19 protein-coding genes are annotated in these 22,481 nt (G+C 45.4%); 7 read left to right on the top strand and 12 right to left on the bottom strand.

The window, feature by feature from the left end; translation table 11 throughout:
* Window positions 1–113: 113 nt before the first annotated feature.
* Both A5870_RS15215 and A5870_RS15210 read right to left on the bottom strand, forming a co-directional pair.
* Window positions 114–1,556 (bottom strand): peptidoglycan DD-metalloendopeptidase family protein, encoded by a 1,443-nt coding sequence (locus tag A5870_RS15215; protein ID WP_086293804.1) that lies wholly within the window; start codon window positions 1,554–1,556, stop codon window positions 114–116.
* Between the two features lie 253 nt (window positions 1,557–1,809).
* Window positions 1,810–3,171: a citrate/2-methylcitrate synthase gene (locus A5870_RS15210; RefSeq protein WP_170924059.1), complete on the bottom strand. Its 1,362-nt coding sequence runs from the start codon at window positions 3,169–3,171 to the stop codon at window positions 1,810–1,812.
* A gap of 234 nt (window positions 3,172–3,405) precedes the next feature.
* On the opposite strand from A5870_RS15210, the gene acnA reads away from it, so the two are divergent.
* From acnA to A5870_RS15190, 4 genes are all read left to right on the top strand, one after another.
* Entirely contained in the window at window positions 3,406–6,102 is a 2,697-nt protein-coding gene (acnA, locus tag A5870_RS15205) for an aconitate hydratase AcnA (RefSeq protein ID WP_086293802.1), read from the top strand.
* A complete protein-coding gene (gene icd, locus A5870_RS15200; RefSeq protein WP_086293800.1) occupies window positions 6,095–7,345 on the top strand; it encodes an NADP-dependent isocitrate dehydrogenase in 1,251 nt (416 codons plus the stop codon). The genes acnA and icd overlap by 8 nt, the downstream gene beginning before the upstream one ends.
* Before the next feature lie 104 nt (window positions 7,346–7,449).
* A complete protein-coding gene (locus A5870_RS15195; protein ID WP_086293798.1) occupies window positions 7,450–8,304 on the top strand; it encodes a helix-turn-helix domain-containing protein in 855 nt (284 codons plus the stop codon).
* A gap of 106 nt (window positions 8,305–8,410) precedes the next feature.
* Complete coding sequence (locus tag A5870_RS15190) at window positions 8,411–8,950, top strand: biotin transporter BioY (protein ID WP_086293796.1); 540 nt, start codon at window positions 8,411–8,413, stop codon at window positions 8,948–8,950.
* Between the two features lie 91 nt (window positions 8,951–9,041).
* Here the strand turns inward: A5870_RS15190 and A5870_RS15185 are convergent, their stop codons facing one another.
* From A5870_RS15185 to A5870_RS15160, 6 genes are all read right to left on the bottom strand, one after another.
* Window positions 9,042–9,608 carry a nucleotidyltransferase family protein gene (locus tag A5870_RS15185; protein WP_086293794.1) on the bottom strand — a complete coding sequence of 189 codons (567 nt, stop codon included), beginning with the start codon at window positions 9,606–9,608 and terminating at the stop codon, window positions 9,042–9,044.
* A gap of 24 nt (window positions 9,609–9,632) precedes the next feature.
* Window positions 9,633–10,382, bottom strand: a complete 750-nt coding sequence (locus tag A5870_RS15180) for a 3-oxoacyl-ACP reductase (RefSeq protein ID WP_086293792.1) — start codon at window positions 10,380–10,382, stop codon at window positions 9,633–9,635.
* The gene (locus A5870_RS15175; protein ID WP_005227147.1) at window positions 10,379–10,600 is read right to left on the bottom strand and encodes a DUF2829 domain-containing protein; all 222 of its coding nucleotides are present in this window, start codon (window positions 10,598–10,600) and stop codon (window positions 10,379–10,381) included. The genes A5870_RS15180 and A5870_RS15175 overlap by 4 nt, the downstream gene beginning before the upstream one ends.
* A gap of 84 nt (window positions 10,601–10,684) precedes the next feature.
* Window positions 10,685–11,578 (bottom strand): metallophosphoesterase, encoded by an 894-nt coding sequence (locus tag A5870_RS15170; RefSeq protein ID WP_086293791.1) that lies wholly within the window; start codon window positions 11,576–11,578, stop codon window positions 10,685–10,687.
* A 1-nt stretch (window position 11,579) separates the two neighbouring features.
* Window positions 11,580–11,957 carry an iron-sulfur cluster biosynthesis family protein gene (locus A5870_RS15165; protein WP_005227145.1) on the bottom strand — a complete coding sequence of 126 codons (378 nt, stop codon included), beginning with the start codon at window positions 11,955–11,957 and terminating at the stop codon, window positions 11,580–11,582.
* 15 nt (window positions 11,958–11,972) lie between these two features.
* Window positions 11,973–12,542: a GNAT family N-acetyltransferase gene (locus A5870_RS15160; protein ID WP_077453888.1), complete on the bottom strand. Its 570-nt coding sequence runs from the start codon at window positions 12,540–12,542 to the stop codon at window positions 11,973–11,975.
* A gap of 107 nt (window positions 12,543–12,649) precedes the next feature.
* On the opposite strand from A5870_RS15160, the gene A5870_RS15155 reads away from it, so the two are divergent.
* Together A5870_RS15155 and A5870_RS15150 are read left to right on the top strand one after the other, a co-directional pair.
* Window positions 12,650–13,102, top strand: coding sequence for a YueI family protein (locus A5870_RS15155; protein WP_086293789.1), 453 nt, complete (start codon window positions 12,650–12,652; stop codon window positions 13,100–13,102).
* Window positions 13,103–13,116: 14 nt separating this feature from the next.
* Window positions 13,117–13,536, top strand: a complete 420-nt coding sequence (locus A5870_RS15150; protein WP_005232469.1) for a hypothetical protein — start codon at window positions 13,117–13,119, stop codon at window positions 13,534–13,536.
* Between the two features lie 71 nt (window positions 13,537–13,607).
* Here the strand turns inward: A5870_RS15150 and gshAB are convergent, their stop codons facing one another.
* A complete protein-coding gene (gene gshAB, locus A5870_RS15145) occupies window positions 13,608–15,872 on the bottom strand; it encodes a bifunctional glutamate--cysteine ligase GshA/glutathione synthetase GshB (protein ID WP_086293787.1) in 2,265 nt (754 codons plus the stop codon).
* A gap of 246 nt (window positions 15,873–16,118) precedes the next feature.
* Here gshAB and A5870_RS15135 point away from each other — a divergent pair, with 246 nt between their 5' ends.
* Window positions 16,119–16,487: a BlaI/MecI/CopY family transcriptional regulator gene (locus A5870_RS15135; RefSeq protein WP_077453891.1), complete on the top strand. Its 369-nt coding sequence runs from the start codon at window positions 16,119–16,121 to the stop codon at window positions 16,485–16,487.
* 282 nt (window positions 16,488–16,769) lie between these two features.
* On the opposite strand, the gene ftsY is transcribed toward A5870_RS15135, so the two are convergent.
* Genes ftsY through smc form a run of 3 tightly spaced genes read right to left on the bottom strand, consistent with a single transcriptional unit; the run spans window position 16,770 to window position 22,473 of the window.
* Entirely contained in the window at window positions 16,770–18,062 is a 1,293-nt protein-coding gene (ftsY, locus tag A5870_RS15130; protein WP_086293785.1) for a signal recognition particle-docking protein FtsY, read from the bottom strand.
* Between the two features lies 1 nt (window position 18,063).
* The gene (locus tag A5870_RS15125; RefSeq protein ID WP_086293783.1) at window positions 18,064–18,882 is read right to left on the bottom strand and encodes a Cof-type HAD-IIB family hydrolase; all 819 of its coding nucleotides are present in this window, start codon (window positions 18,880–18,882) and stop codon (window positions 18,064–18,066) included.
* Window positions 18,883–18,894: 12 nt separating this feature from the next.
* The gene (gene smc / locus A5870_RS15120; RefSeq protein ID WP_086293781.1) at window positions 18,895–22,473 is read right to left on the bottom strand and encodes a chromosome segregation protein SMC; all 3,579 of its coding nucleotides are present in this window, start codon (window positions 22,471–22,473) and stop codon (window positions 18,895–18,897) included.
* Window positions 22,474–22,481 lie beyond the last annotated feature (8 nt).

Genomic DNA, 22,481 nt, shown 5'->3' with positions numbered 1-22,481 from the left:
CGTACAAGATAAAATGAATGCGCTAAAAAAATCTCAAAGCATAATTTTCTTGAAATGATTCGTTTTTCTTGACAAAAAAAAGAAAGCATCTACAACGCTCTCTTTTTTTCGTGTTATTTTGACAAAACTTCCAACGGATCAATCAGTTGGTGCCGCGCTAAATTTGGTGAAAGACTGACTTCAAAATGCAAGTGCGGGCCTGTACTGTTCCCCGTACTTCCCATAGAAGCAATCACTTCGCCTTGTTCCACCGTCTGCCCAACCTCTACTAAATTGCGGTGATTGTGAGCATACAGTGTCGTCAAGCCATTTTGATGTTCGATCGCTACATAATTCCCCCAGGAAGCATGATATTCTGAGCGAATCACCGTTCCTGAAAGACTAGCCATGATCGGGGTTCCTTGAGGTGCTGCAAAGTCGACCCCACGATGGAACCCGCTACCCCGTGGACCAAACATTGATGAGATGACCGGATCACTAACCGGATAAATCATTTTTTCATTACCCGTTGGCAACTCTGCTTTCTCTTTGTCATAACTCGTCAACGCATAAGCTTCGATCAAAGCGTTCAATTTTTCATTGTATTGCGTATCTGATGCATACCGTCCCGTCAAATATTCCGTGGCATCTTCATAGGTTTCGGTTTCTGACTTCCAAGCGCCTTTATAAAAATTCGGATTGTGAGCCAATCCTTCTTTCAACAATTTCGCATAATCTTTTAAAGAAGATTCGATGCTGTCATACTGACGGAAGGTCGAACGGATGGTGTATAAATTGCCGTTTCCATCGTCTTCTTGTGTTGGGAAAGAAACCCCATTTCCTTCATATAGTCCTTTGATCCCAAAAAGATTATAGAACGGCTCCTGACTCAACTGACTTTGCGCACTACCGGATTCTAAGATTGCTTGGGCAATCATCACAGATGCGTAAAGATCTTCTTCTAAGCCGACTTTACGGGCATCCTCACCAATCTCCATAATAAAGTCCCATGTTTCTTTGACTGGGGTGACTTCAAATTTTGACGTGCCACCAGTCTGAGGTGTTGTGATTGTCAATTCAGGTACATTGGGCACTTCCTTGATCTCAGGCGTTGGCTGGCTCGGGTTCGTTTCTGGTTTTGTCGGTTGACTTGGTTCTCCCTCTGGATCTTGTTCCTCCGGTGCCGGTTCCGGAATTGGCGTAGGCTCGGGTTCTGGTGTCGGTTCCGGATCAGGCTCAGTTGGTTCTGACGGTTCTGGACTTGGCTCTGGTTCCGGTGTTGGTTCCGGACTCGGCTCCGGTTCTGGTGTTGGCTCCGGGCTGGGCTCTGGTTCCGGCGTCGGTGCTGGTTGTGCCGGAACAGCTTCATCATTTTCAGCTGGCGTTCTTGGCACGTCAGACTCTCCGGTCGATGCTTCTGTAGTTGTTCCTCCGTCTTCACTTGACACAGACATCAATGCACTCGTTTGATCAACATTTGATTCACGACTCACAGCAGAAGCCGCAGCAGAAACCGGCAATAGTGTCAACAATTGACTGGAAATGACAGAGATTGCCATCCATTTTTTCATTTTCATTAAATAAGTCATCCTCCTTTGTCACACCTTCTATCATACCTAAAAAGCACCTAATTTTATAATCATTTTTTGCATCTCTGTGTGAAAAAAAGAAAAACACTGATATAGTGCCGTTTATAACAATTTTCTTCACCAAATCTAGCATTTTATTCTCTTTTCTTCTATAAAAAATACGCCAAAAACCTGCTTTATTTATGTAAAATGTGCTTTTCCTATGAAAAACAGCAGCGAGCGTCCTCCCTGCTGTTTTGCTCTACCTTGATTCAATATCGATATATTCGCGATCGCTGGACACTTCTTTATAGGCGGGGCGCATGATTTTTTGTGCGTTAACCAGCTCTTCGATCCGATGGGCGGACCAACCAACGATCCGTGCAATAGCAAACATTGGTGTATACAGTTCTTCTGGTAGATCCAACATGTTATAAACAAACCCGCTGAAAAAGTCGATATTGGCACTGACTCCTTTGTAGATTTTGCGCTTTTCATTGATGACTTGAGGAGCAATACGTTCCACCATCGTATACAATTGATATTCTTGCCAAGCTTCTGATCCTTTTTCTTGCGCCAGCTTTGCCACATAATTTTTAAAAATCGCCGCACGGGGGTCGTTGTCGCTATATACCGCGTGGCCCATGCCATAAATCAAGCCTTTACGGTCAAACGCCTCTTTATCTAAGACTGCTTCCAAATAGCTGCGGATCGCCTGTTCATCAGTAAGGTCAGCAACGTTGCGCTTCAAATCCCCCATCATTTCCGTCACTTTGATATTGGCGCCACCGTGTTTAGGTCCTTTCAAAGAACCTAGTGCTGCGGCAATCGTTGAATAGGTATCCGTCCCACTGGAGGTAACCACTCGTGTCGTAAAGGTCGAATTATTCCCGCCGCCATGTTCCATATGCAAAACGAGCGCCATATCCAATGTTTGGGCTTCTTGGAAGCTATATTCTTTCGTTGGGCGCAGCATAGTCAAAATCGTTTCAGCTGTACTCAACTCTTCGGTCGGGCGGTGGATATACATACTCTCCCCTTGATTGTAATGATTGTAGGCATGATAGCCGTAGATTGCCAAGAGCGGAAAGACACTGATCAGCATCAGACTTTGTTCCAATACATTTTCAATGCTGATGTCATCTGCTTGTGGATCATAACTTGCCAGTGTCAAGATACTGCGAGATAAACTATTCATGATATCAGAAGAAGGTGCTTTCATAATGACGTCACGAACAAAATTGGTCGGCAAAGTACGTTTTTCTGCTAATAGGCAATGAAACGCCGCAAGATCTGTTTTATTTGGCAGTTCGCCAAAAAGTAATAAATATGCAACTTCTTCAAAGCCAAAGCGTTTTTCATTGACGAAGCCTGCAACTAACTCGTTGATGTCAATTCCGCGATAACGCAGTTCGCCACAAGCCTCGATCGGTTTTCCGGCAATGATTTTTTCTGGATAAATAGTCGAGATTGTCGTTAATCCAGCTAATACACCAGTTCCATTCAAATCCCTCAGTCCACGCTTAACGTCATATTCTGAATAAAGATTCACATCGATCAAATTGTATTTCTCACATCGCGATGCCAGATATGCCATTTTCTCTTTCTTTTCTAATCTTTCCACGGTGATGTTACCTCCAATCTTTCTCCGAACCAGCTACTTTAATGTTATTTAACCGTATACAAACATCGTTAAAATAACCATCCGATAGAATCGCTGCTTTTTAACAAACTTTCACACATTATAGCATGATGTTGAGAAAATGAAATATTTTTCATAAATTTAATTGATTTTTTAAATTATCAACGTATAATTATTCCTAATAAGTACGATTATCTTCGTAAAAGGAGGATTCTTATGAAGTGGCAAACTCAATTAACCGTCAATGACACGCAATACACGTATATTGACTTAGCGAAAATCACCCAATCTTTAGGAGCTGATTTATCTCGCTTGCCCTACTCCATTCGAGTTTTATTGGAAAGTGTTGCTCGTCATCAAGACGAGGAAATTACAGAGGATTATTTACCATTTTTAGCGAATTGGCAGGCAGAAATCCCTACTGGCGTCGTGCCATTCAAACCAGAGCGGGTCGTCTTGCAAGACTTTACAGGGGTACCGGCAGTCGTTGATTTGGCTGCCATGCGGGATGCGATGGTCGCTTTAGGCGGTGCCGCAGAAGACATCAATCCTGAGATCCCCGTCACACTCGTCGTCGACCACTCTGTGCAAGTCGATCAAGCTGGTACGCCTGGGGCGATCGCTTTTAATACGGAGCGGGAATTTGAACGCAACGCAGAACGCTATCAATTCTTGAAATGGGCGCAAGGTTCTTTCGACAATTTCGAAGTCGTTCCGCCTGAAACAGGGATCATTCATCAAGTTAACATTGAATCATTGTCTGATGTGATCTTGCAAAAAACACACGAAGACCAACGACTACTGTTTCCTGATACATTGCAAGGAACCGATTCTCACACCACGATGATCAACGGTTTGGGGGTCCTCGGTTGGGGGGTTGGCGGTATTGAAGCGGAAGCTGCGATTCTTGGCGAGCCTTCTTTCTTCCCTACACCTGAAGTCATTGGAGTGAAGTTTATCAACGAGATGCCTGCAGGTACCACCGCTACCGATTTAGCACTAAAAGTAACTGAAGTGCTGCGAATCGAAAAAGTGGTTGGAAAATTTGTCGAATATTTTGGTCCGGGCTATCGTCATTTAAGTTTAGCTGATCGAGCAACGCTAGCAAACATGGCTCCCGAATATGGTGCGACTTGCGGCTTTTGTCCGATCGATCAAGAGACCTTGAACTACTTAGCAACGACCGGTCGCTCCACCAAGCTGATCGAACTCGTTGCCGCTTACGCCAAAGCCAACCATTTCTTTTATGATGAAACGACCGTGCCGACCTATACTAAGACGATCACCATTGATCTAGCAGAAGTTCAGCCGGCATTAGCGGGCCCAAAACGCCCGCAAGATCGGATTTTGCTTCCGGCGGTCCATCATGATTTTGAGCAATCTGTCACGGCAGCCGTTGGTCCTAAGGGCTTTGGTCTTTCGGAGGATGAATGGCAAAAAGAAGCCAGCGTTACTTGGCCAGATGCTGCACCTGACAAATTAGCGACCGGCGATATCGTTTTGGCGGCAATCACTAGCTGTACGAATACTAGCAATCCTTTCGTCATGCTCTCTGCAGGCTTATTGGCCAAAAAGGCCGTTGAAAAAGGTCTGACTGTTCCGCGTACGGTCAAAACCTCCCTTGCACCTGGCTCCCAGATCGTGACCACCTATTTGCAAAACAGTGGTTTATTGCCGTATTTAGAGCAACTCGGCTTTTATTTAGTGGGCTACGGTTGTACTACCTGTATCGGAAATTCCGGTCCTTTAAAAGCGCCGGTCGCTGAAGCAATTGAGGCAGAAAATCTATTGGTAGCATCGGTTCTGTCAGGCAATCGGAATTTTGAAGGAAGAATCCATCCACAGATCAAAGCCAATTATTTGGCTTCACCGCCGTTAGTAGTTGCCTATGCGATTGCTGGCAGCATTCGCAAAGATCTGACAAAAGAACCATTAGCTATCGTCAATGATGAGCCGGTGTATTTGTCTGATATTTGGCCTAGCAATGAAGAAGTCAATGCTTACGTTCAAGAATACGTCGGACCAGAAGCATTTCGCGCTGCCTATGAGCATCTTTTTGATGCCAATGAACGCTGGAATGCGATCGAAACCACCACGAGCGCATGTTATGAATGGGAGGAACATTCCACTTACATTGCTCATCCACCCTACTTTGAAACATTGACCAAAGAATTGCCTAAACCAGATGTCTTAGCCGATCTGAAAGTCTTGGCAAAATTGGGTGATTCGGTCACCACTGACCATATTTCTCCTGCTGGCAGCATCAGTATGGATTCTGCAGCTGGAAAATTTTTACAAGAAAAAGAGGTTCCGTATCGTGAATTCAATTCCTTTGGTTCGCGGCGCGGCAATCATCAGATTATGATGCGGGGGACTTTCGGCAACATACGTCTGCAAAACCAGCTGGTTCCTGGCAGCACTGGCAGTGTCACGCATTATTTTCCAACTGGGGAAACTTTGTCGATATTTGACGCCGCTATGAATTACCAAAAAGCTGGTCAAAGCTGTATCATTTTAGCCGGTAAAGATTATGGCATGGGTTCTTCTCGCGACTGGGCCGCCAAAGGAACACAATTGTTAGGCGTTAAAGTCGTTTTAGCAGAAAGCTTCGAACGGATCCATCGCAGCAATTTGGTCATGATGGGGATCATTCCTCTTGAATATCTGGCTGGTGAAAGTGCCGCCTCGTTTGATTTGGACGGCAGCGAAGCATTCTCGATCGCTTTGCCAGAAGAGCCAGTGGTCAAGCAGCTGATCGAAGTCACTGCGCAACGGACCGACGGAAAGACTGTTTCCTTTATGACCCGCCTGCGCTTTGATGCCCCTGCAGATATTCGCTATTGGAAGCATCAAGGAATTTTGCCAATGGTCATTCGAAAAAAAGCGGAATTAGGAGGAGCTGCCCATGTCTAACCAAACAACCCATCAAGCAACGACTATCACCATTCCTTACATTGCAGGAGATGGCATCGGTGCCGAGATTTGGCAGGCTGCGCAACCTGTGATTGATGCAGCTGTGAATAAAGCTTATGACAATCAGCGCCACATCGAATGGCTAGAAGTTTTAGCTGGAGAAGCCGCCTTTGAACAGACGGGGGAATGGCTGCCGCAAGCAACCATCGATACGATCAAGGCCCAGCAATACGCCTTAAAAGGACCGTTGACTACCCCAATTGGCGAGGGCTTTCGCTCCTTGAATGTCACCTTGCGGCAAACGCTGGATCTTTATGTCTGTGTCAGACCTGTTCGCTATTTTACAGGAGTCCCTTCGCCTTTAAAACAGCCAGAAAAAACCGATATGGTGATCTTTCGAGAAAATACTGAAGATGTTTATGCTGGCATTGAATTTGCCAAAGACGACGACGCAACACAGCGTTTGATCCAGACACTGCAAGCAGACTTTGCCGTCAAGGCGATTCGTTTTCCTAAAACTGCCGCTATTGGCATCAAGCCGATCTCTTTAGAAGGCAGTCAGCGCTTGATCGCTGCTGCCATTGAGTATGCGATCGCTCAAAAGCGGCCCACGGTGACACTGGTGCATAAAGGCAATATCATGAAATTTACAGAAGGCGGATTTAAAAACTGGGGCTATCAGCTTGCAGAGACCACGTATGCCGCCCAGTGTTTTACAATGAATCAATACAACAAAATCAAAGCAGAAAACGGCTCAAAAGCAGCCGAAGCCGCCCTTGCCTCGGCAAAAGCGGCTGGGAAAATCGTTGTTAACGACGTGATCGCCGACAACTTTTTACAACAGATCCTTTTGTATCCAGAAAAATTCGACGTCATTGCCACTTGTAATTTAAACGGCGACTACATCTCTGATGCACTGGCTGCACAAGTTGGCGGCATCGGGATCGCCCCCGGCGCCAATATCAACTACGATACCGGAGCAGCCATCTTTGAAGCTACCCACGGAACGGCACCGGATATCGCAGGACTTGGCAAAGCCAATCCTTGTTCCCTGTTGCTATCGGCGTGCATGCTATTAGAACATTTGAACTGGCCGGAAGCTGCTGCGATACTGACGCAAGCCATTGAACAAGCCTTGCAAAGTCAGCACGTCACTGCCGACTTCGCACAGTTGATGCCAGAAGCGGTCTGTTTAACGACACAAACGTTTGGTGAACACCTCCTTCAGCTCATCCATTCGTAAACTCAAGCTGTGATTGAGTCGGCATTCGCCTGCTCAATCACAGCTTGATTGCGTTTCCACCTTCTGAGAAACTATACTTAGAGCATGAAAGGGGGAATTCATTTATGAGTGAATTCAACATGAGAAAAATTGGTCAGCAGATCGCTACCAAACGCAAAGAAAAAAATCTGACCCAAAGCAACTTGGCAGACCAGTTACTCGTCAGCTATCAGGCGGTCAGTAATTGGGAGCGGGGCAACTCACTGCCGGACATTGAAAAATTGCCGCAGCTAGCAGCGATTTTAGACTTATCCATCGATGAGCTGTTAGGGAAGCCAGCAGCTGCGGTTCAACATTATCAAGCAGGAACCGCACAGCCAGAAGAAATCGCCGAACTAGCTCCGCTGATCAAACCGCAAGAATTGTCGGCATTGATTCAAGAAGAGCCGTTTCAAGAAACTTCTTTAGACCTAGACTTATTGCCTAGACTAGCACCTCATTTGACCAGCGCCGACTTACAACACCTGTTAAATGGCGCCGAGAATATCCCAGAAGATATCCTGGAAGAACTCTTGCCGTTTTTGAAAAAGCCCCAAATAGAAGAGCTCCTTACAGGCAACCACTATTCCATGGCTTTTTGGGAAGAGGCGGCGCCCTTTTTAACCCCCAACTTTTTGGCGGGAGAAATCAAAGGTTGGCTTGAAACCCCTGACTTTCGCTTTTCTGAGATTGAAGAACTGTTGCCCTTTTTACCTGCACCGTATCTGGATGAGCTCCTGCTGACCGCCCTGGAACAGCCAAACGTTGTCGCTTCAGAGCGCTTATCTTATGATGAAATCGAAGAACTGCTGCCTTTTCTGACAGAAGCAACGATCTGCCGGCTTGTTCAAGCACTGCCCTTCTCAACAGATGAGTTGGAAGAAATCGCTCCTTTCCTCTCCTCAAAGAACTTACTTGTCCTATTAAAAAAAGGACACTAAAAAAACAAGATTCTTCTTTACTTTTGGTAAACCACCGTTTATAATTTCGTTAACCAAATAAATCATTTTTCAGGTTAACGAAATTATTATGAGAGAGAAGGATTCGATGAAATTATCATTACGTGAACAAATCCATGCCGCATTATTTGCGATCATTATTGCTGGTCTTTCCCAATTGACGATTCCGTTAGGTTTGATCCCATTGACAGGACAAACCTTTGCGATCGGCCTGGCGGTGACTTTCCTTGGCACGCGAACAGGAACGATGGCGATCATCATCTACTTGCTGTTAGGATTGATCGGTTTGCCCGTTTTCGCTGGTTTTTCCAGCGGTATCGGTGTTTTGTTAGGACCAACCGGAGGCTATTTAGTCGGCTTCCTCTTTAACGGATTGCTTACTGGATTGGTCGTAGAAAAAACGGCGTTTCGCTACACAGGAGCAGTGATCGGCAATATTGTCGGTGCGCTGGCAACTTTGTTGTTTGGTACATTATGGCTGAAATGGAGCACGGGCATGGCATGGCCGGCTGCTTTTAACGGTGGTTTTGTTTTGTTTATTATCCCCGGGATCATCAAAGCCGTTGCCGCAGCTTATCTAGGTATCTTTTTAAGAAACCGCTTGGCGCAACCATTGGCTTTGCGTTAATAAAAAACACTCGCGTCATATGCAGCGATTCCCATCAGTTAGCTTTTTCGTCTAACTTTTGGAAATCGCCGCATCACGCGAGTGTTCTTTTTTAGTTGTCGATCTCTTCAATCGACAACTGCGGCCAAATTTTCTGCCACTGCTTGATCGCTTGGCGTTGTCGGTAAACCGCAAGGTACTGTTCATTTTGGGCGAAATGCGGTGTTGGCCGCACCCGAAAACTGCAAACATCCTGCCAACCAAAAGGCGCCATCAATTCAAGCTTACCTTGATTCATTCGTGCCGCCACCGCTGTACAACGCTCTGGAAATTTCGTTAAAGCATCGAAGGTACTTGTATAAGGCGGCTCCTCGGCAAAATTGTGCTGGTGCATCACCGCTTGATTTCGAACCTCCCAAGGAAATTTGGGAAACGAACGGCGCAGTTGCGCTTCGATCGCTGCTGTTTCTTCTATGCTTACAGTCGGATCATAAAACACGACATCAATATCGGTCAGCGGCACCTCCGCTATTTTTCCGCTGAGAAATCCCCATAAATAATTCCGCAGGTACCCAGCACACAGCCAGCAATCCGGCAGCTGCAACGCTTCAATGATCGTAAGCAGTTGTCGACATTCACGATTTTTTGCAAGCAAGTGCTGGATCGCTTGTTCCTTCATTGGCGTCCTCCTCTAATGGGCTCATTATTTCAAGGTCCAACCACCGTCGATGGGCACGATCGCCCCCTGCAAGTAACTAGCTTGCGGACTGGCAAGAAAAAGGGTCAGTGCTGCAACTTCTTCTGGTTGCGCCCAACGCTTGACTGGCGTCTCTTCTGCCACCCATTGCGCCATTTTCCCGTCACCGGCAAAATCAGCCGCATTCATCGGCGTTCGAATCGCACCTGGCGCGATGCCCTTCACCGAGATCCCTTGATCTGCAACATCCAATGCCAACTGTTTGGTAAACCCGACGATCGCGTGTTTTGCGGTTGTATAAGCGATCCCACCTCCACCTGCGACCATTCCAGCGATCGACGCCATATTAATGATCGTTCCGCCGCCATTGGCTTGCATCAGTGGCAAGATTTCTTTCGTTAAATAAAACATGCTGGAGACATTGGTTTGAAATATCTCCTCCCACTCCATTGAGGTCGTCTCAGCGATCGTATGATAGCCGTCAAGTTTCCCAGCTGTATTTAACAAGACCGTAATACCGCCAAAGTGCGTCACACAAGCTTGGACCGCTGCAAAACAATTTTCTTTCACCGCTAAGTCACAACACGTGCCGAAAAAGCGGGGTTGGGCTAAAAGCGTATCGGGAAACGATTGGCAGTCAACCCCAAATACTTGGGCGCCTTCTGCAAGAAACGCCTCTGCTTGTGCTTTGCCGATGCCTGAAGCAGCACCTGTGACAAACACAATCGTTTTGTCATTGATCCACGGTGCTGTCATTCCACAATTTTCCAATCTTCCGCAAGAATGTCGCAAACAGTCGGTGCGAAACTCGAGAATCCTTCATCTGCTGTTTTGATCAAAAAGTAAGGGGTGACTGGTGCATTGTCGTACACTTCTCCTTCAACGAATGTCACATAAAGTTCAAAGCCACCCCAACCTTCACGAATGATTTTTTTGCCGGCTTTTAATTCTGGTAAGATTTCTTCAAATGTCATGATTTTTCTCCTTTGTGTGTTTCTTTTGTGTTTTAAATTGCGTGGGAATTCAATTACGAAAACAAGCAGGACTCGTTTGCTGCGCTAATACGGCAGCAGCGTGATCGCTTGCGCCAATTCCTCTACAAGATGCGCCGTTTTATAGTCCTCAAATGCCTCATGATGGTTTCGCAGCAGCGTCCGAACTTTCGTTGGCGAATATGCTTCTGCTAAGTGGTTTTCCAAAACGAAGCGTCGGGTCAACTGCCATTCATAATAGTAGCCGAAGGGACGGCAATAGTAGCTGGTTCCCGCAAGCTCTTTTTTCTCAAAGCGTCGATGGGTATGCCCAAAGACGACTGCCCGCACATTGGCGTACTGATCGATCACTGCGCCAAAATCAGGCGACCCCAAAAACGCATTTAGGTGGTTCCAGCGGGCGTACTTGCCGGTCTGCCGCACAATAAACGCTTCTTGAGGCACAAAATGGGTAGAAAGAAGAATTTCTTGGTCTTGCGGCAAATGGGCCAATGTTTCCGCTAAACGCTCATTGATGGCTTGGCTGATTTCCTTATCCGATCCCTTTCGTTGAATCATGCGGTCATACCAAAACAGATTTTTCAGCCGCAAGATCTCAGCTTCACTGGTCAAATCAGAATATTGGTAGTCATACCAGCCATTGATTCCCAACAGCAGTGTTTTTTCTGATAAGCGATACGTCTGAAAATTAAGAAAGGCGGGATCATCGAAAGCCTCGATCTCTTGTTCCGTCAAGTCCACCATTTCATGATTGCCCCAGTGAAAGGTTGTTGGCATCTGTCGACTTTGAAAAAATGCGACCACGTCTAATAGCCGTTGCTTTTTATTCGCCACATCTCCTGCCAGATGCAGATGGGTCACCTGATTTTGCTGCAAATAATCAGCGATCAGCTGCAGATGGGGGGCGAATAATTGGTTGATATCGACGTGCAAGTCGCTAATAACCGCCAGCGTGCCCATATCAGCGGCCTGCCGTCTGCTTTTCGATCCGTAACAATTGAACATCATTTGCTAAGATCCCGCTATTTCCCACCAATTGCAACCGTTGATAGGTCGGTTCCACCTGCATCCGAGTCTGTTCTTCTAAATACACCTGAGCCCCTTGCTTCAACCAAATCGTGCCTAAGGGTGTCGTTAAAGGGGTGTCGTAGATCGCCAATCCTTCTTCTGGATAGCTCTGCGGCACGATGATCAGGCGAAAATGGATGTCCAAACGGCAGGTGATCTCCGTTGCAGGAAACGGACCGACGCCGTCTTCAAAATCCAAATAGAGACGATCATCTGGCTGCACATAAGGGGTTATTTTTTCAATTGCTGCTGGCTCAATGTTCAGTTCCATGACGAGAGCCCTCCTTTACATGATACGTTTTTTCCATTCCTCTAGGGTGATGCCGCGCGTGACTTCATCGATGATTTCTTCACCCGATTTGCGGGCAGCTGGGATCGTTGCTTCCAATTTCATCCCAATTTTCTCCATGACCCGTCCAGACTTGGGATTTCGAGCATCATGTCGAGCAAAAATTCGAATCAATTCGAGTGTTTCAAAACCGAAATGCAGCAGTGCCATTGCCGCTTCTGGCATGATCCCTTGTCCCCAATAATCGCGACTTAATGTATAACCGAGCTCAGCGATCTCTTTTTCTGATTCTACTCGCAAATCGATGGTCCCAATCATTTTGCCTGAGTCTTTTTCTTCGATCGCATATTTTCCTAAGGGTGCAGCAACAAAATACTCGGCGATGCGTAGTTTTGTTTCTTCAACCGACCCATGTCTAGCAAAGACGAAGGTCGTCGTTTCTTCATCATTTGCATAGGCAAACATGTCCGCTGCATCTGCCAAGGAAACAGGACGCAAGAGCAGCCTCGGTGTCTCCAACTGCTGATTTTCTGCTAATAATAGCAAATGTCGTTCTTTTGTTGTCATAGGATCCCTACTTTCTATCAAAACTCTCTCACGATCGCACCCCTCTTTTGCTATTTGCTGGATATGCTATAATAAGCATAAGTAAACGCTTTGAGGAGGATACTTCAATGTCAGACGAATTAGAAAAACGCCTTGATACAGGAATGTATGGGACGCCTCGCGTCAACCCAGATGAACAGCGCAAGTATTTAGGCACGTTTCGTGAACGGTGTTATCTTAGTATGACAGTAACAGAAATGAAGAAGAAGGACAACCAGAAAACGCTCTTGAACGCCTTACCAGATTATCAAGGAGCGCTCGTGTTGCTTAACGGAAAATTGCCAGAATCGATCCAGACCGATTACATCACTTTACTGACTCAACAACAGATGGAATTTCGGATCGTCTCCGATGCACAAGATGCCGGTCCAGACAGTATCGGCTTGCTGATTGCCGGGAAAGAAGCCGTCAATCAAGACGTCATCGATATCGAACAAAAATACCCTGCAGCTACTACGCAATCGGATAAAGAGCACGAACAACCAGAGAAAACGTCATTTTGGAAACGTCTTTTCCATTAAAAGGAGGAACTATCATGGAACAATCAACACCGCCCTACCTTTCATTAAAGAAAGAACTGCTTGATGCTTTGGATCTGCATATCGATTTGTTGAAAACGGCCCCTACGATCGAATCGAGCCATCTGGATGGCGTATTGTTCATGATGCGCAGCTTGGGTTTTATGCTGGATCGCGCTCCGAAAGTACTCCTACTGGAGGATCAGAATGAAATGAACTTTATGATGTTTCAATATTATAGCCTCCTATCGGAACTGAAGTACAATCTCGTTTTAAACTTTCCCTATGCCTCGATTCAAGGCGTACCGTTATTGACCTTGATCCAACGTTTTCCTACCACGTATGAAAAAGAAATGAAACAATGGTGGGAAGCCCGAACAGGTCTCAAGGTGGAAGAAACAAAACAAACGATTGAGATCGCTGCTTTTGAATCCTAATAAAAAAGACTGCACACTTTCGAAGGGAATCACCTTCCAGAGTGTGCAGTTCTTTGCTCTCTGAGCTTCCATCAGCTTTCGAAGACTTCAGGGAACAACAGTCGTAAAACAGACATAGTTAAGCGTCGGCCTTTCCCGCTGTATGGATAAACGTGCATATGCATCGCTGGGTTGAAATTGGCTTCAATGATTCCATAAGCCCCCGGTTCATTGGCTGGCTTGGTTTTATCTGGAATAATCAGATCGATTCCGCTGATAGATGCTTGTAATGCGGCTACCGCATCGACTGCTACTTGTTTGTAGTCATCGTTGAAGTCATCCGTTACATCGATAGAATCACCGCCAGTACTGATATTCGAGTTTTCTCGCAAATAAACGATCTGCCCCTCTTCTGGCACTGAATCAACTTGATACCCTTGCTCTTTTAACATCAGTTGTTCCAGTTCCCCTAATTGAATCAACTCTAATGGAGTCCGATGATGGGTGCCGCGCAATGGATCGAGATTTTTCTCTGCGACGAGTTCCGTGATCGTGCGCTTGCCGTCACCCACGACATTGGCTGGGATACGTAATAAAATCGCATCAACTCGCCCATCGATCACGAAGAACCGATATTCCGTCCCTGATAAAAAGGTCTCAACGAGGATCGAATCATCTTCCGCAAAGGCAATGGCGACCGCCGCCCGATAATCCGCTAAAGAAGCACCTTCTTTGAAAATCGAGATACCAATCCCATAGTTGGTGGTTTTCGGTTTTACCACAAACCCGCTGTGGGCGATCTGAGGATAAAACGCGATCGCTTCTTCTGCCGAAGCGAATTCAGCGCCACCTGGTACATGAAAGCCATTTTCGGCTAAGATTTTTTTGGTGACCGTTTTATTCGCCATGATCAATGGGACGATGTACTGATCCTTACTGGTCATATTGGCATTTTTAACATATTCAACGTGGTCTTTCACGGCTAATTTCAAGAACTGATCCGTTTCATCCAGTACCGTCACTTCGATACCTTTTTGGATCGCATCGAACAAGAGAATCTGGGTCGACAATTCCATTGCTCGAAAACCAGCCAATTGATACGGTTTTTCCCAAGCAGCATGATGATACTTTTGTCCCAGCAATGTTGCTGTCTGCGCTTGGCTGGTTGCTTGACTCGCTGAGAAAAGACGTCCAGCGAAGGTTCTTTCTGGTTCAGCCAGCATCTCAGAAAGCTGATCCAAAAATGGCGGATGCGGCAGCTCAAGGGCTTGGGCAAAGTCCATCATTTCAGCAATCAGTGCTTGCGCTTCTTGCTGATAAGTCGATGGCGCTAAGGGATGCTCTAATGCCACCTGATCATTTTTCTGATTGCCTTCTTCGATCCACGCATCGGCATCGTTGCCTTCTTCTTTTGTACTTAAAAACAATAAGAAGAAATGTAAGAACGCGACTTGCTCTTTGGAAATGCCATAGCGGGCAAAGGGATCGATATCGATATTTCTTAACTCAATATAACGGATACCAGCTGAGGCTAGATCTGCGACCCGTTTTCCCCCACGTAAACGCACTGGCGCATAAAATTCTTTTTCTTCTGAAAGCTTTCCTGTCTCCACTAATTTGGCAATATCTGCAAGATAGGTCTCTAACGAAGCATAAGATACCTTGACGTCTTCGTGATTCGTGTAGCCATAACGGCTATTGCGAATACTGCGGACTGGTTCTTGCGGTCCGTTTTCTGTCGTAAAATAATTGGCTTCTGAAGCAGGGGTCGCCCCAAAGAAATACGTCAAAAACCAGCGATAATGCAAATAATTGCGAGTTACTTTTAAATAAAGCGCCGTTTTAAAGTCTTGATAGCTTTCATTCGTTTCAGATAAAGCATACAGTTGCTGCAAAAAGTCTTCCGCAAATTCAAAATTGAAATGTATCCCACTGACCATTTGCTTACGGCGACCATACGTTTTGGCCAAATAGCGGCGGTAGAGCACATCTTCAAATTGGTCTAATTTTGCAATGACGATGTCTTCTTCTTTTTCTGGTAAAGCTGGTGGCATGCTCAAAGGCCAGAGCATTTCTTCTGCTGCCATTGAACGATATGCCACATCGTGGATGGCCCCTAAGAAACGGAACAATTCATCCACTGAATCCGCGACCGGCGTGATCAGTTCCAGTTGATTTTCCGCAAAATCCGTTTGGATATAGGGATGGAAGCGACGATTACCTAGCTTTTCAGGATGATTCGTTCCAGCAAAGGTTCCGTCTAATCGTACCCGCTGTGCTTCTCGCTCAATCCCGTAACGCCCTTTCAATAAATAAGGAAAAAGCTCTTTATGTGATAATAATGTTTTTATTTTCATGCGAATGCCCTCTATGTTCTTCTACTAGATTTTTTCTTATAATCTGTTTCTTTCCATCCATTATAGTGAAAAATGGCGAAAAAAGCAGGAATTTGCTCTTCACTTGTAGTATCTCTGAATAAAATTACCAAGAATTTATAAAATACTTGAATAAATTTGATATTTACCTTCAAAATAAAGTATACTGCTTATAGAACAGTAAAATATTATGTCCATATTACTCTTTTTTGAAAGGAAGAATAGTGAATGAAGCCACTTAATCTTACCAAACGTGAACGTCAAATCATGAATATCTTTTGGAATTCAGACAAACCTCTTTCTGCAAATGACATTGCTGTCCAACAGCAAGATCTAAGCAAGAATACCATTCAAGCAGTCGTACGTAAACTAAAAAACCACGACTTATTGAAAGTAGCAGATATCGGCTACAGCGGTACTGTTTTGACTCGGTTGTATTCTCCGAATGTGACCCAAGAAGACTTCTTAGCAGCAGAGTTGTCTGATCAATCGTTATTGAATTTGATTACGAACTTTATCGAAACCAATAAAGATATCGATACGTTGAACAACTTAGAAAAAATGATCATCGAGCGCCAAGGGGAGCTAAAAAAATAATTATTTGTAGCTGAGCTTTTCATTTTATTCTATCTGATACTTCCCAGACTTTAGAAGAACGAAAAATGTTAGCCACTCAAAAAAAATCGTTTTATGCTTTAAGGCAAATTCGTACATCGCTGTATCCGTATTTGACCTAGCTAAACATTGTAACCTTTCCGCCCCAGATTGATCGGCAATAGCTGAACGGCAAATCGTTTGCTATTGCCTTCATTTGAAATAAAAGCAACAATAAAGGAGAGCCATGTGCAGGTATTTTACCTGACACAGGGCTCTTCTTTTTTATTCCTTGATCAAGCCTTTGAATAAGCCGACAACAAATTCATTTGGATCAAATGGCTCTAAATCATTGATGCCTTCTCCAAGTCCCACTAATTTGACTGGCAGCCGTAGCTCGTTACGGATCGCCAAGACGATCCCCCCTTTGGCTGTTCCATCAAGTTTCGTTAAGACGAGACCAGAAACATCCGTCGTTTCTTTAAATTGTTTTGCTTGATTCATGGCGTTTTGACCCGTTGTTGCATCCAACACAAGCAGGACTTCATGAGGGGCCGTTGGGTCCACTCGCTGAATGATCCGTTTGATTTTTTCTAATTCGTTCATCAAATTGACTTTGTTTTGCAAACGACCAGCTGTATCTACTAATAAAACGTCAGCATTTTCTCGTTTTGCGCGCTCCATCGCATCAAACACGACCGCTGCTGGATCGCCTCCGGCATTGCCACGAACGACTTCAACACCAGCCCGTTCACCCCAGACCACTAATTGATCGATGGCACCGGCACGGAAAGTATCCGCTGCAGCCAATAAGACTTTCTTGCCTTCGGCTTTGAATTGGTGGGCTAATTTCCCGATACTGGTGGTTTTTCCAACACCGTTCACGCCAACAAATAAAATGACAGTCAACCCCGGTTGCATATTCAATTCGTTGACTTCACCGACACCCGCTTCCCCATATAGGTCAACTAATTTCTCGATGATGACATTTTGGACATCCGCTGTTTTCTTTACATTACGTAGTTTGACTTCTTGTCTCAATGCATCCGCGATCTTCATCGCCGCATCAAAGCCAACATCTGCACCAATCAACGTTTCTTCCACTTCTTCGAAGAAGTCTTCGTCCACCGTACGGAAATTGGCGAACAACTCGTTCATCCGTTGCCCAAAGGTTTTTCGTGATTTCGTCAATCCTTTGGTGTATTTGTCCTGCACACTTTCCGTCTCTGGCTCTGGTTGAAGGATTGGTTCAGAAGCTGGTGCATCCTCTGATGGTGTGTTCTCGGTCACTTCTACTGGAACACTTGGTGCTTCTTCTCCTTTATTCGCTACCGTTGCTTCTTGCTGTGGGGACGCTTCGGCAGTTTCTTGCTCTGCCTTCAAATCACTGGCGTCGGCGGCATCTGTAGGTGCCACTGCTTCTGAAGCTTCTCGTTCAGCAGGTGTTTGTGCTGGCTGGCTTTCTTCTGAAGGCTGATTCTCTGGTGAATCAGCATCAACGACTGGTTTGTCGGCTTCTTGCTCTACTTCTTTGGTTTCTCCAATCAGCGCTTTTTTGATTTTGTCAAAAAATCCCATCTTACGCACCTCCTTTTAAGACATATTCTTCAATCACTGCTGCCACACCGTCTTCTTGGTTTGAAACCGTGACAACGTCAGCCGCTTCTTTAATGATTGGCACGGCATTGGCCATCGCTACGCCAATCCCTGCATAGCGAATCATTGGCAAGTCATTTTCTTCATCACCGATCGCCATCACTTCTTCTTGCTTGATTCCTAAATCTTGCGCCAATAGGCTGATACCATAGGCTTTGGTGATTCCTTTAGGCATAAATTCTAACAGGTTATTTCGGCTTTTGATGATTTCATATTTCTCGCGGATCTCTGAGGAAATCTCAGGGATCTTAGGATCCAAGACTTCCTGATGGTAGGCGATCACCGCTTTATTATAGAGCATCGATTCATCCAGATCAGCTACGGCAAAAGGACGACAATCCAACAAAGGGTTCAACGAGCCATAAATCGATGGATGCGCTGCTGAAGTCGGTAAACTCAAGACAATCTCTTCTGATACCACGTCTAGAGGCAAATTCAAGTCTTCCGCCACTGAAACCAATTCATGGATATCTGCCAGCTGCATCGCTGCTTTTTCAATGATCTCGCCAGTCTCATTTTTTTGAACCAAACCGCCGTTAAAGGTGATGCTATAGTCGCCGGGTTCTTTCAGCGATAATTCTTCTAAATAGGGACGGATCGCCCGCAATGGACGTCCGGTACAAATGACGATTTTTACGCCTTGTGCTTTGGCACGAGCAAGTACCTCTTTGTTGCGAGGAGTCACTTCTTTTTTCTCATTCAATAACGTTCCGTCTAAATCGATCGCAATCAGTTTAATCATATCATTCCTCCTCTATGCTTGATCTGCTGCAAAACTACCGCCTTCACGCACTTCTTCTAAGCGTACGGACACGGTCTTCGACACTCCAGATTCTTGCATGGTCACACCATACAACACATCTGCGGCTTCCATCGTTCCTTTGCGGTGAGTTACGACGATAAACTGCGTATCATTTTGGAAAGCACTCAAGTAATGACCGAAACGAGAGACATTGGCTTCATCCAATGCTGCTTCCACTTCGTCAAGCACACAAAACGGTACTGGACGAACTTGAATAATGGAAAACAATAACGCAATCGCAGTCAGCGCCCGCTCGCCCCCTGATAGCAAGCTGAGGTTTTGCAATTTCTTGCCCGGCGGTTGGGCTTCGATCTCGATCCCAGTGTTCAATAAATCTTTCGGATCTGTTAAGACTAATTCCGCATGACCGCCGCCAAACATATTAGGAAATACTTGTTTGAATTGCAGACGGATCGCATCGAAGACTTCGCCAAAACGGGTTTTGACTTCTTCATCCATTTCAGACATCGTATCAAACAGCTGTGCTTTAGCCGACAGCAGATCATCTCGCTGACTCGTTAAGAACAAATGCCGTTGATTGACTTGTTCATATTGTTCGATCGCATTTAAATTGACTGGACCAATTTGCTCGATCGCATGTTTTAGTTCCTGAATGTCGACTTTGGCTTGTTCTGCATCCTCGATTTCAGGGAAATCTTGCGCTGCCTTTTCAAAGGTGAGATTGTATTCTTCTTGTAAATACAACAAACGATTATCCATCACCAATTCTGCGCGATTTTTTTCGATCTCAACTTCGGTTTTTTCTGACAGCTTTTCTTTTTGCGTTAAGTTTTCAGCACTCAGGGCTTCGTCTAATGCGCCGATTTCTTGTTGAACGACTTGACGTTGTTCCCGAATCACCGTCAATTCCGCTGTTACCTGCTGCTTGGTGGTTGTGAAGGCCTCAATTCGCTGAAGAATGCTTTCTTCTGAAAACTCATGATCGCTGACGTTGCTTGTCAAGGCAGCTAACTGCCGTTCTAAGGATTGTTGACGCGCTTCGTTTTCTTCCAATGCTTGATTCGTAGCGGCAATTTTTTGCTGCAAATGCGCCACTTGTTCTTTTTGAACGGCGAAAGCTGCCTGCAAGCGTGCACTTTCTTGTGCTAAGGTTTGGCGTTTTTCCTCGATCAAGTCTTCTTCAGCATTCATTTGATGAATATCTTGATCGATTTTCGCCAATTGCGCCGCAATATTCTTTTGCTGTTCTTCCAAACTCGTCTTCTTCTCATCGTATTCCTCAAAGAAGGCTTGCACTTCGCGATGTTCAAAATCAAACACTTGCTGCTCTTGCTTCAAGCGGCTCAGGTCATTCTCAAGATTTTGTAAGCGGCTTTGCAGCTCATGCTCCGTCATGCGAGCCTGTTCGCCTTGCGTCCGCAATTCTTCTAGTGCTGCTTGTGCTTCTTTAGTCGCTGCTTCAAAGTGCTGGACTTGCTTTTCTGTTTTTAAAAGCCGCTCATCCAATTGCGCCGCTTGTGCCGTCAATTGTTGTAGCTCATTGTTTTGGCTAAACAAACTACCGGCATTTTTCTTCGTTGCGCCACCCGTCATGGAACCACCAGCATTCATGACATCCCCTTCTAAAGAAACGACCCGATAGCTATAGTTCAATGCTCGTGCTAACGCATTAGCACTTTGCAAGTCTTCGGCAATCAAGATACTGCCTAACAAGTTATCCGTAATGGTTTGGACGTGTTCCGGCGACTGGACCAATTCGCTGGCAACGCCGATAAAGCCGGACACTTGCTTGGCTTGATTGCGGGCATAATCTGGCAAATGACGGGCTTTGATGGTCGTCAGCGGTAAGAAAGTGGCACGACCGCCGCGATTTTCTTTCAAATACGTGATGGCTGCCCGAGCATCTCGTTCATTTTCAACGACAACATGCTGTGCAGCGGCGCCTAATGCGGTCTCGATCGCCACGGTATAGTCTTGTGGCACATCGATCAACTCCGCTACTGCGCCAACGATGCCGCTGATTTGCTGTTTGTTTTTCAAAATCAAGCGAACGCCTTGATAAAAGCCGCTATAATTTTCTTGAATATCTTGCAGACTGCGCTGTTTCGCTCGTACCTGCTGCACTTGACTCATTAACTGATACATTTTCTTTTGTTCTTCATCAAAGCGTTTTTTGTTGGTTTGAGCTTTTTCTTGAAGATGGATGTATTGCTTGCGTTGTTCTTCTAAAATCGCCTTAGCCTGCGTCAGTTGTTCTTCCACGATTTGCGCTTCCGTCGTCTTTTCTTTCAACGACGTATTCATTTGCGTCTGCTTGCTTAACGCCGTTTGATTTTTCGCGGCTTCTTGCTGGTATTGACGCTCCAAGTATTTCAATTCGTTTCCGATCGTTGCCTGCTCCTGCATGGCTTCGACATATTGGCTACGCAATTCTTCAATGATTTCTTTTGCTGAACGTTGGTACTTTTCCTGCTCTTGCTGACACGCCAGCATCGCTGCTTCAACTTCCTGCACACTACGATTCTTTTGTGAAAGCAAGCCGATCAGTTCCGTTTTTTCTTCATTTAAAAGTGTGACCCGTTCTGTGACTTCCTCTAAGGTTTCTTGGTATTCCGCAGAGCTTTTTTGCGTATGTTTTGATCGCTCATCCAAGACTTCTTTTTGTCCTTCGGCTTGCTTCAGGCCTTCAGTGACCTCTAAAAGCTGCTGATTCAAACGCTCCAACGTTTCATCAAAGGCGGTACGTTGTTGTCGCAAAGAATGTAGCGACAGTTCCCCTTGATTGATCTTTTCGGAAATCTGCGCCAGTTCTTGGTTAAAGGTACTTAGTTGAGCTTTGGCTGTCTCCCACGCTTCTTTTGCTTTCGTGATCTCTAAGACTGCATAGGCCACATCAACCGTCGTCAATTTTTCTTTTAACGCTAAAAAGCGGTTGGCTGCTTCACTTTGGGCTGCCAAAGGCACCAACTGATCTTCTAGTTCATAAATGATATCTTGTAGACGGCTTAAATTGTCTTCCGTTTCAAACAACTTTTGCTCAGCTTTCTTTTTCCGCTGTTTGTATTTCAATACCCCCGCCGCTTCTTCAAAAATCCCACGACGATCTTCTGGTTTGCTGCTGAAAATTGCTTCTACCTTGCCTTGGGAAATGATCGAAAATGATTCTTTCCCCAACCCAGAGTCCATAAATAACTCTTGGATATCCTTTAAGCGGCAAGCTTGTTTATTTAAGAAAAAGTCGCTTTCGCCGGTTCTTCTCAAGCGGCGAGTCACGCTGATCTCACTGTAATCCATCGGTAAATAATGATCGCTATTGTCTAAAACGATCGTCACTTCCGCTATATTTAGCGCTCTGCGGGTGTCAGAACCTGCAAAAATAACATCAGGCATTTTGCCACCACGTAGATTTTTGGCAGATTGTTCTCCTAAAACCCAACGAATCGCTTCGGTAATATTGCTCTTGCCGCTGCCATTTGGTCCGACGACTGCAGTCACACGATGTTCGAAATCAATGACTGTGCGGTCGGCAAAGGATTTAAAGCCGGCAATCTCTATTCGTTTTAAATACACTCCGCCAG

The sequence above is a fragment of the Enterococcus sp. 2G9_DIV0600 genome (genome assembly GCF_002140615.1).
Taxonomy (GTDB): domain Bacteria; phylum Bacillota; class Bacilli; order Lactobacillales; family Enterococcaceae; genus Enterococcus_D; species Enterococcus_D innesii.
Note: the sequence above shows the minus strand (reverse complement) of the source record. Positions and strands in the feature narration are given on the sequence as shown.

Coding starts and splice junctions, on each gene's coding strand:
- acnA (WP_086293802.1), top strand. CDS start 3,406: ATGAAGTGGCAAACTCAATTAACCGTCAATGACACGCAATACACGTAT.
- A5870_RS15155 (WP_086293789.1), top strand. CDS start 12,650: ATGTCAGACGAATTAGAAAAACGCCTTGATACAGGAATGTATGGGACG.
- A5870_RS15150 (WP_005232469.1), top strand. CDS start 13,117: ATGGAACAATCAACACCGCCCTACCTTTCATTAAAGAAAGAACTGCTT.
- A5870_RS15160 (WP_077453888.1), bottom strand. CDS start 12,542: ATGACAACAAAAGAACGACATTTGCTATTATTAGCAGAAAATCAGCAG.
- A5870_RS15165 (WP_005227145.1), bottom strand. CDS start 11,957: ATGGAACTGAACATTGAGCCAGCAGCAATTGAAAAAATAACCCCTTAT.
- ftsY (WP_086293785.1), bottom strand. CDS start 18,062: ATGGGATTTTTTGACAAAATCAAAAAAGCGCTGATTGGAGAAACCAAA.
- A5870_RS15190 (WP_086293796.1), top strand. CDS start 8,411: ATGAAATTATCATTACGTGAACAAATCCATGCCGCATTATTTGCGATC.
- icd (WP_086293800.1), top strand. CDS start 6,095: ATGTCTAACCAAACAACCCATCAAGCAACGACTATCACCATTCCTTAC.
- A5870_RS15135 (WP_077453891.1), top strand. CDS start 16,119: ATGAAGCCACTTAATCTTACCAAACGTGAACGTCAAATCATGAATATC.
- A5870_RS15125 (WP_086293783.1), bottom strand. CDS start 18,882: ATGATTAAACTGATTGCGATCGATTTAGACGGAACGTTATTGAATGAG.
- A5870_RS15175 (WP_005227147.1), bottom strand. CDS start 10,600: ATGACATTTGAAGAAATCTTACCAGAATTAAAAGCCGGCAAAAAAATC.
- A5870_RS15215 (WP_086293804.1), bottom strand. CDS start 1,556: ATGAAAATGAAAAAATGGATGGCAATCTCTGTCATTTCCAGTCAATTG.
- gshAB (WP_086293787.1), bottom strand. CDS start 15,872: ATGAAAATAAAAACATTATTATCACATAAAGAGCTTTTTCCTTATTTA.
- A5870_RS15185 (WP_086293794.1), bottom strand. CDS start 9,608: ATGAAGGAACAAGCGATCCAGCACTTGCTTGCAAAAAATCGTGAATGT.
- A5870_RS15170 (WP_086293791.1), bottom strand. CDS start 11,578: ATGGGCACGCTGGCGGTTATTAGCGACTTGCACGTCGATATCAACCAA.
- A5870_RS15195 (WP_086293798.1), top strand. CDS start 7,450: ATGAGTGAATTCAACATGAGAAAAATTGGTCAGCAGATCGCTACCAAA.
- A5870_RS15180 (WP_086293792.1), bottom strand. CDS start 10,382: ATGACAGCACCGTGGATCAATGACAAAACGATTGTGTTTGTCACAGGT.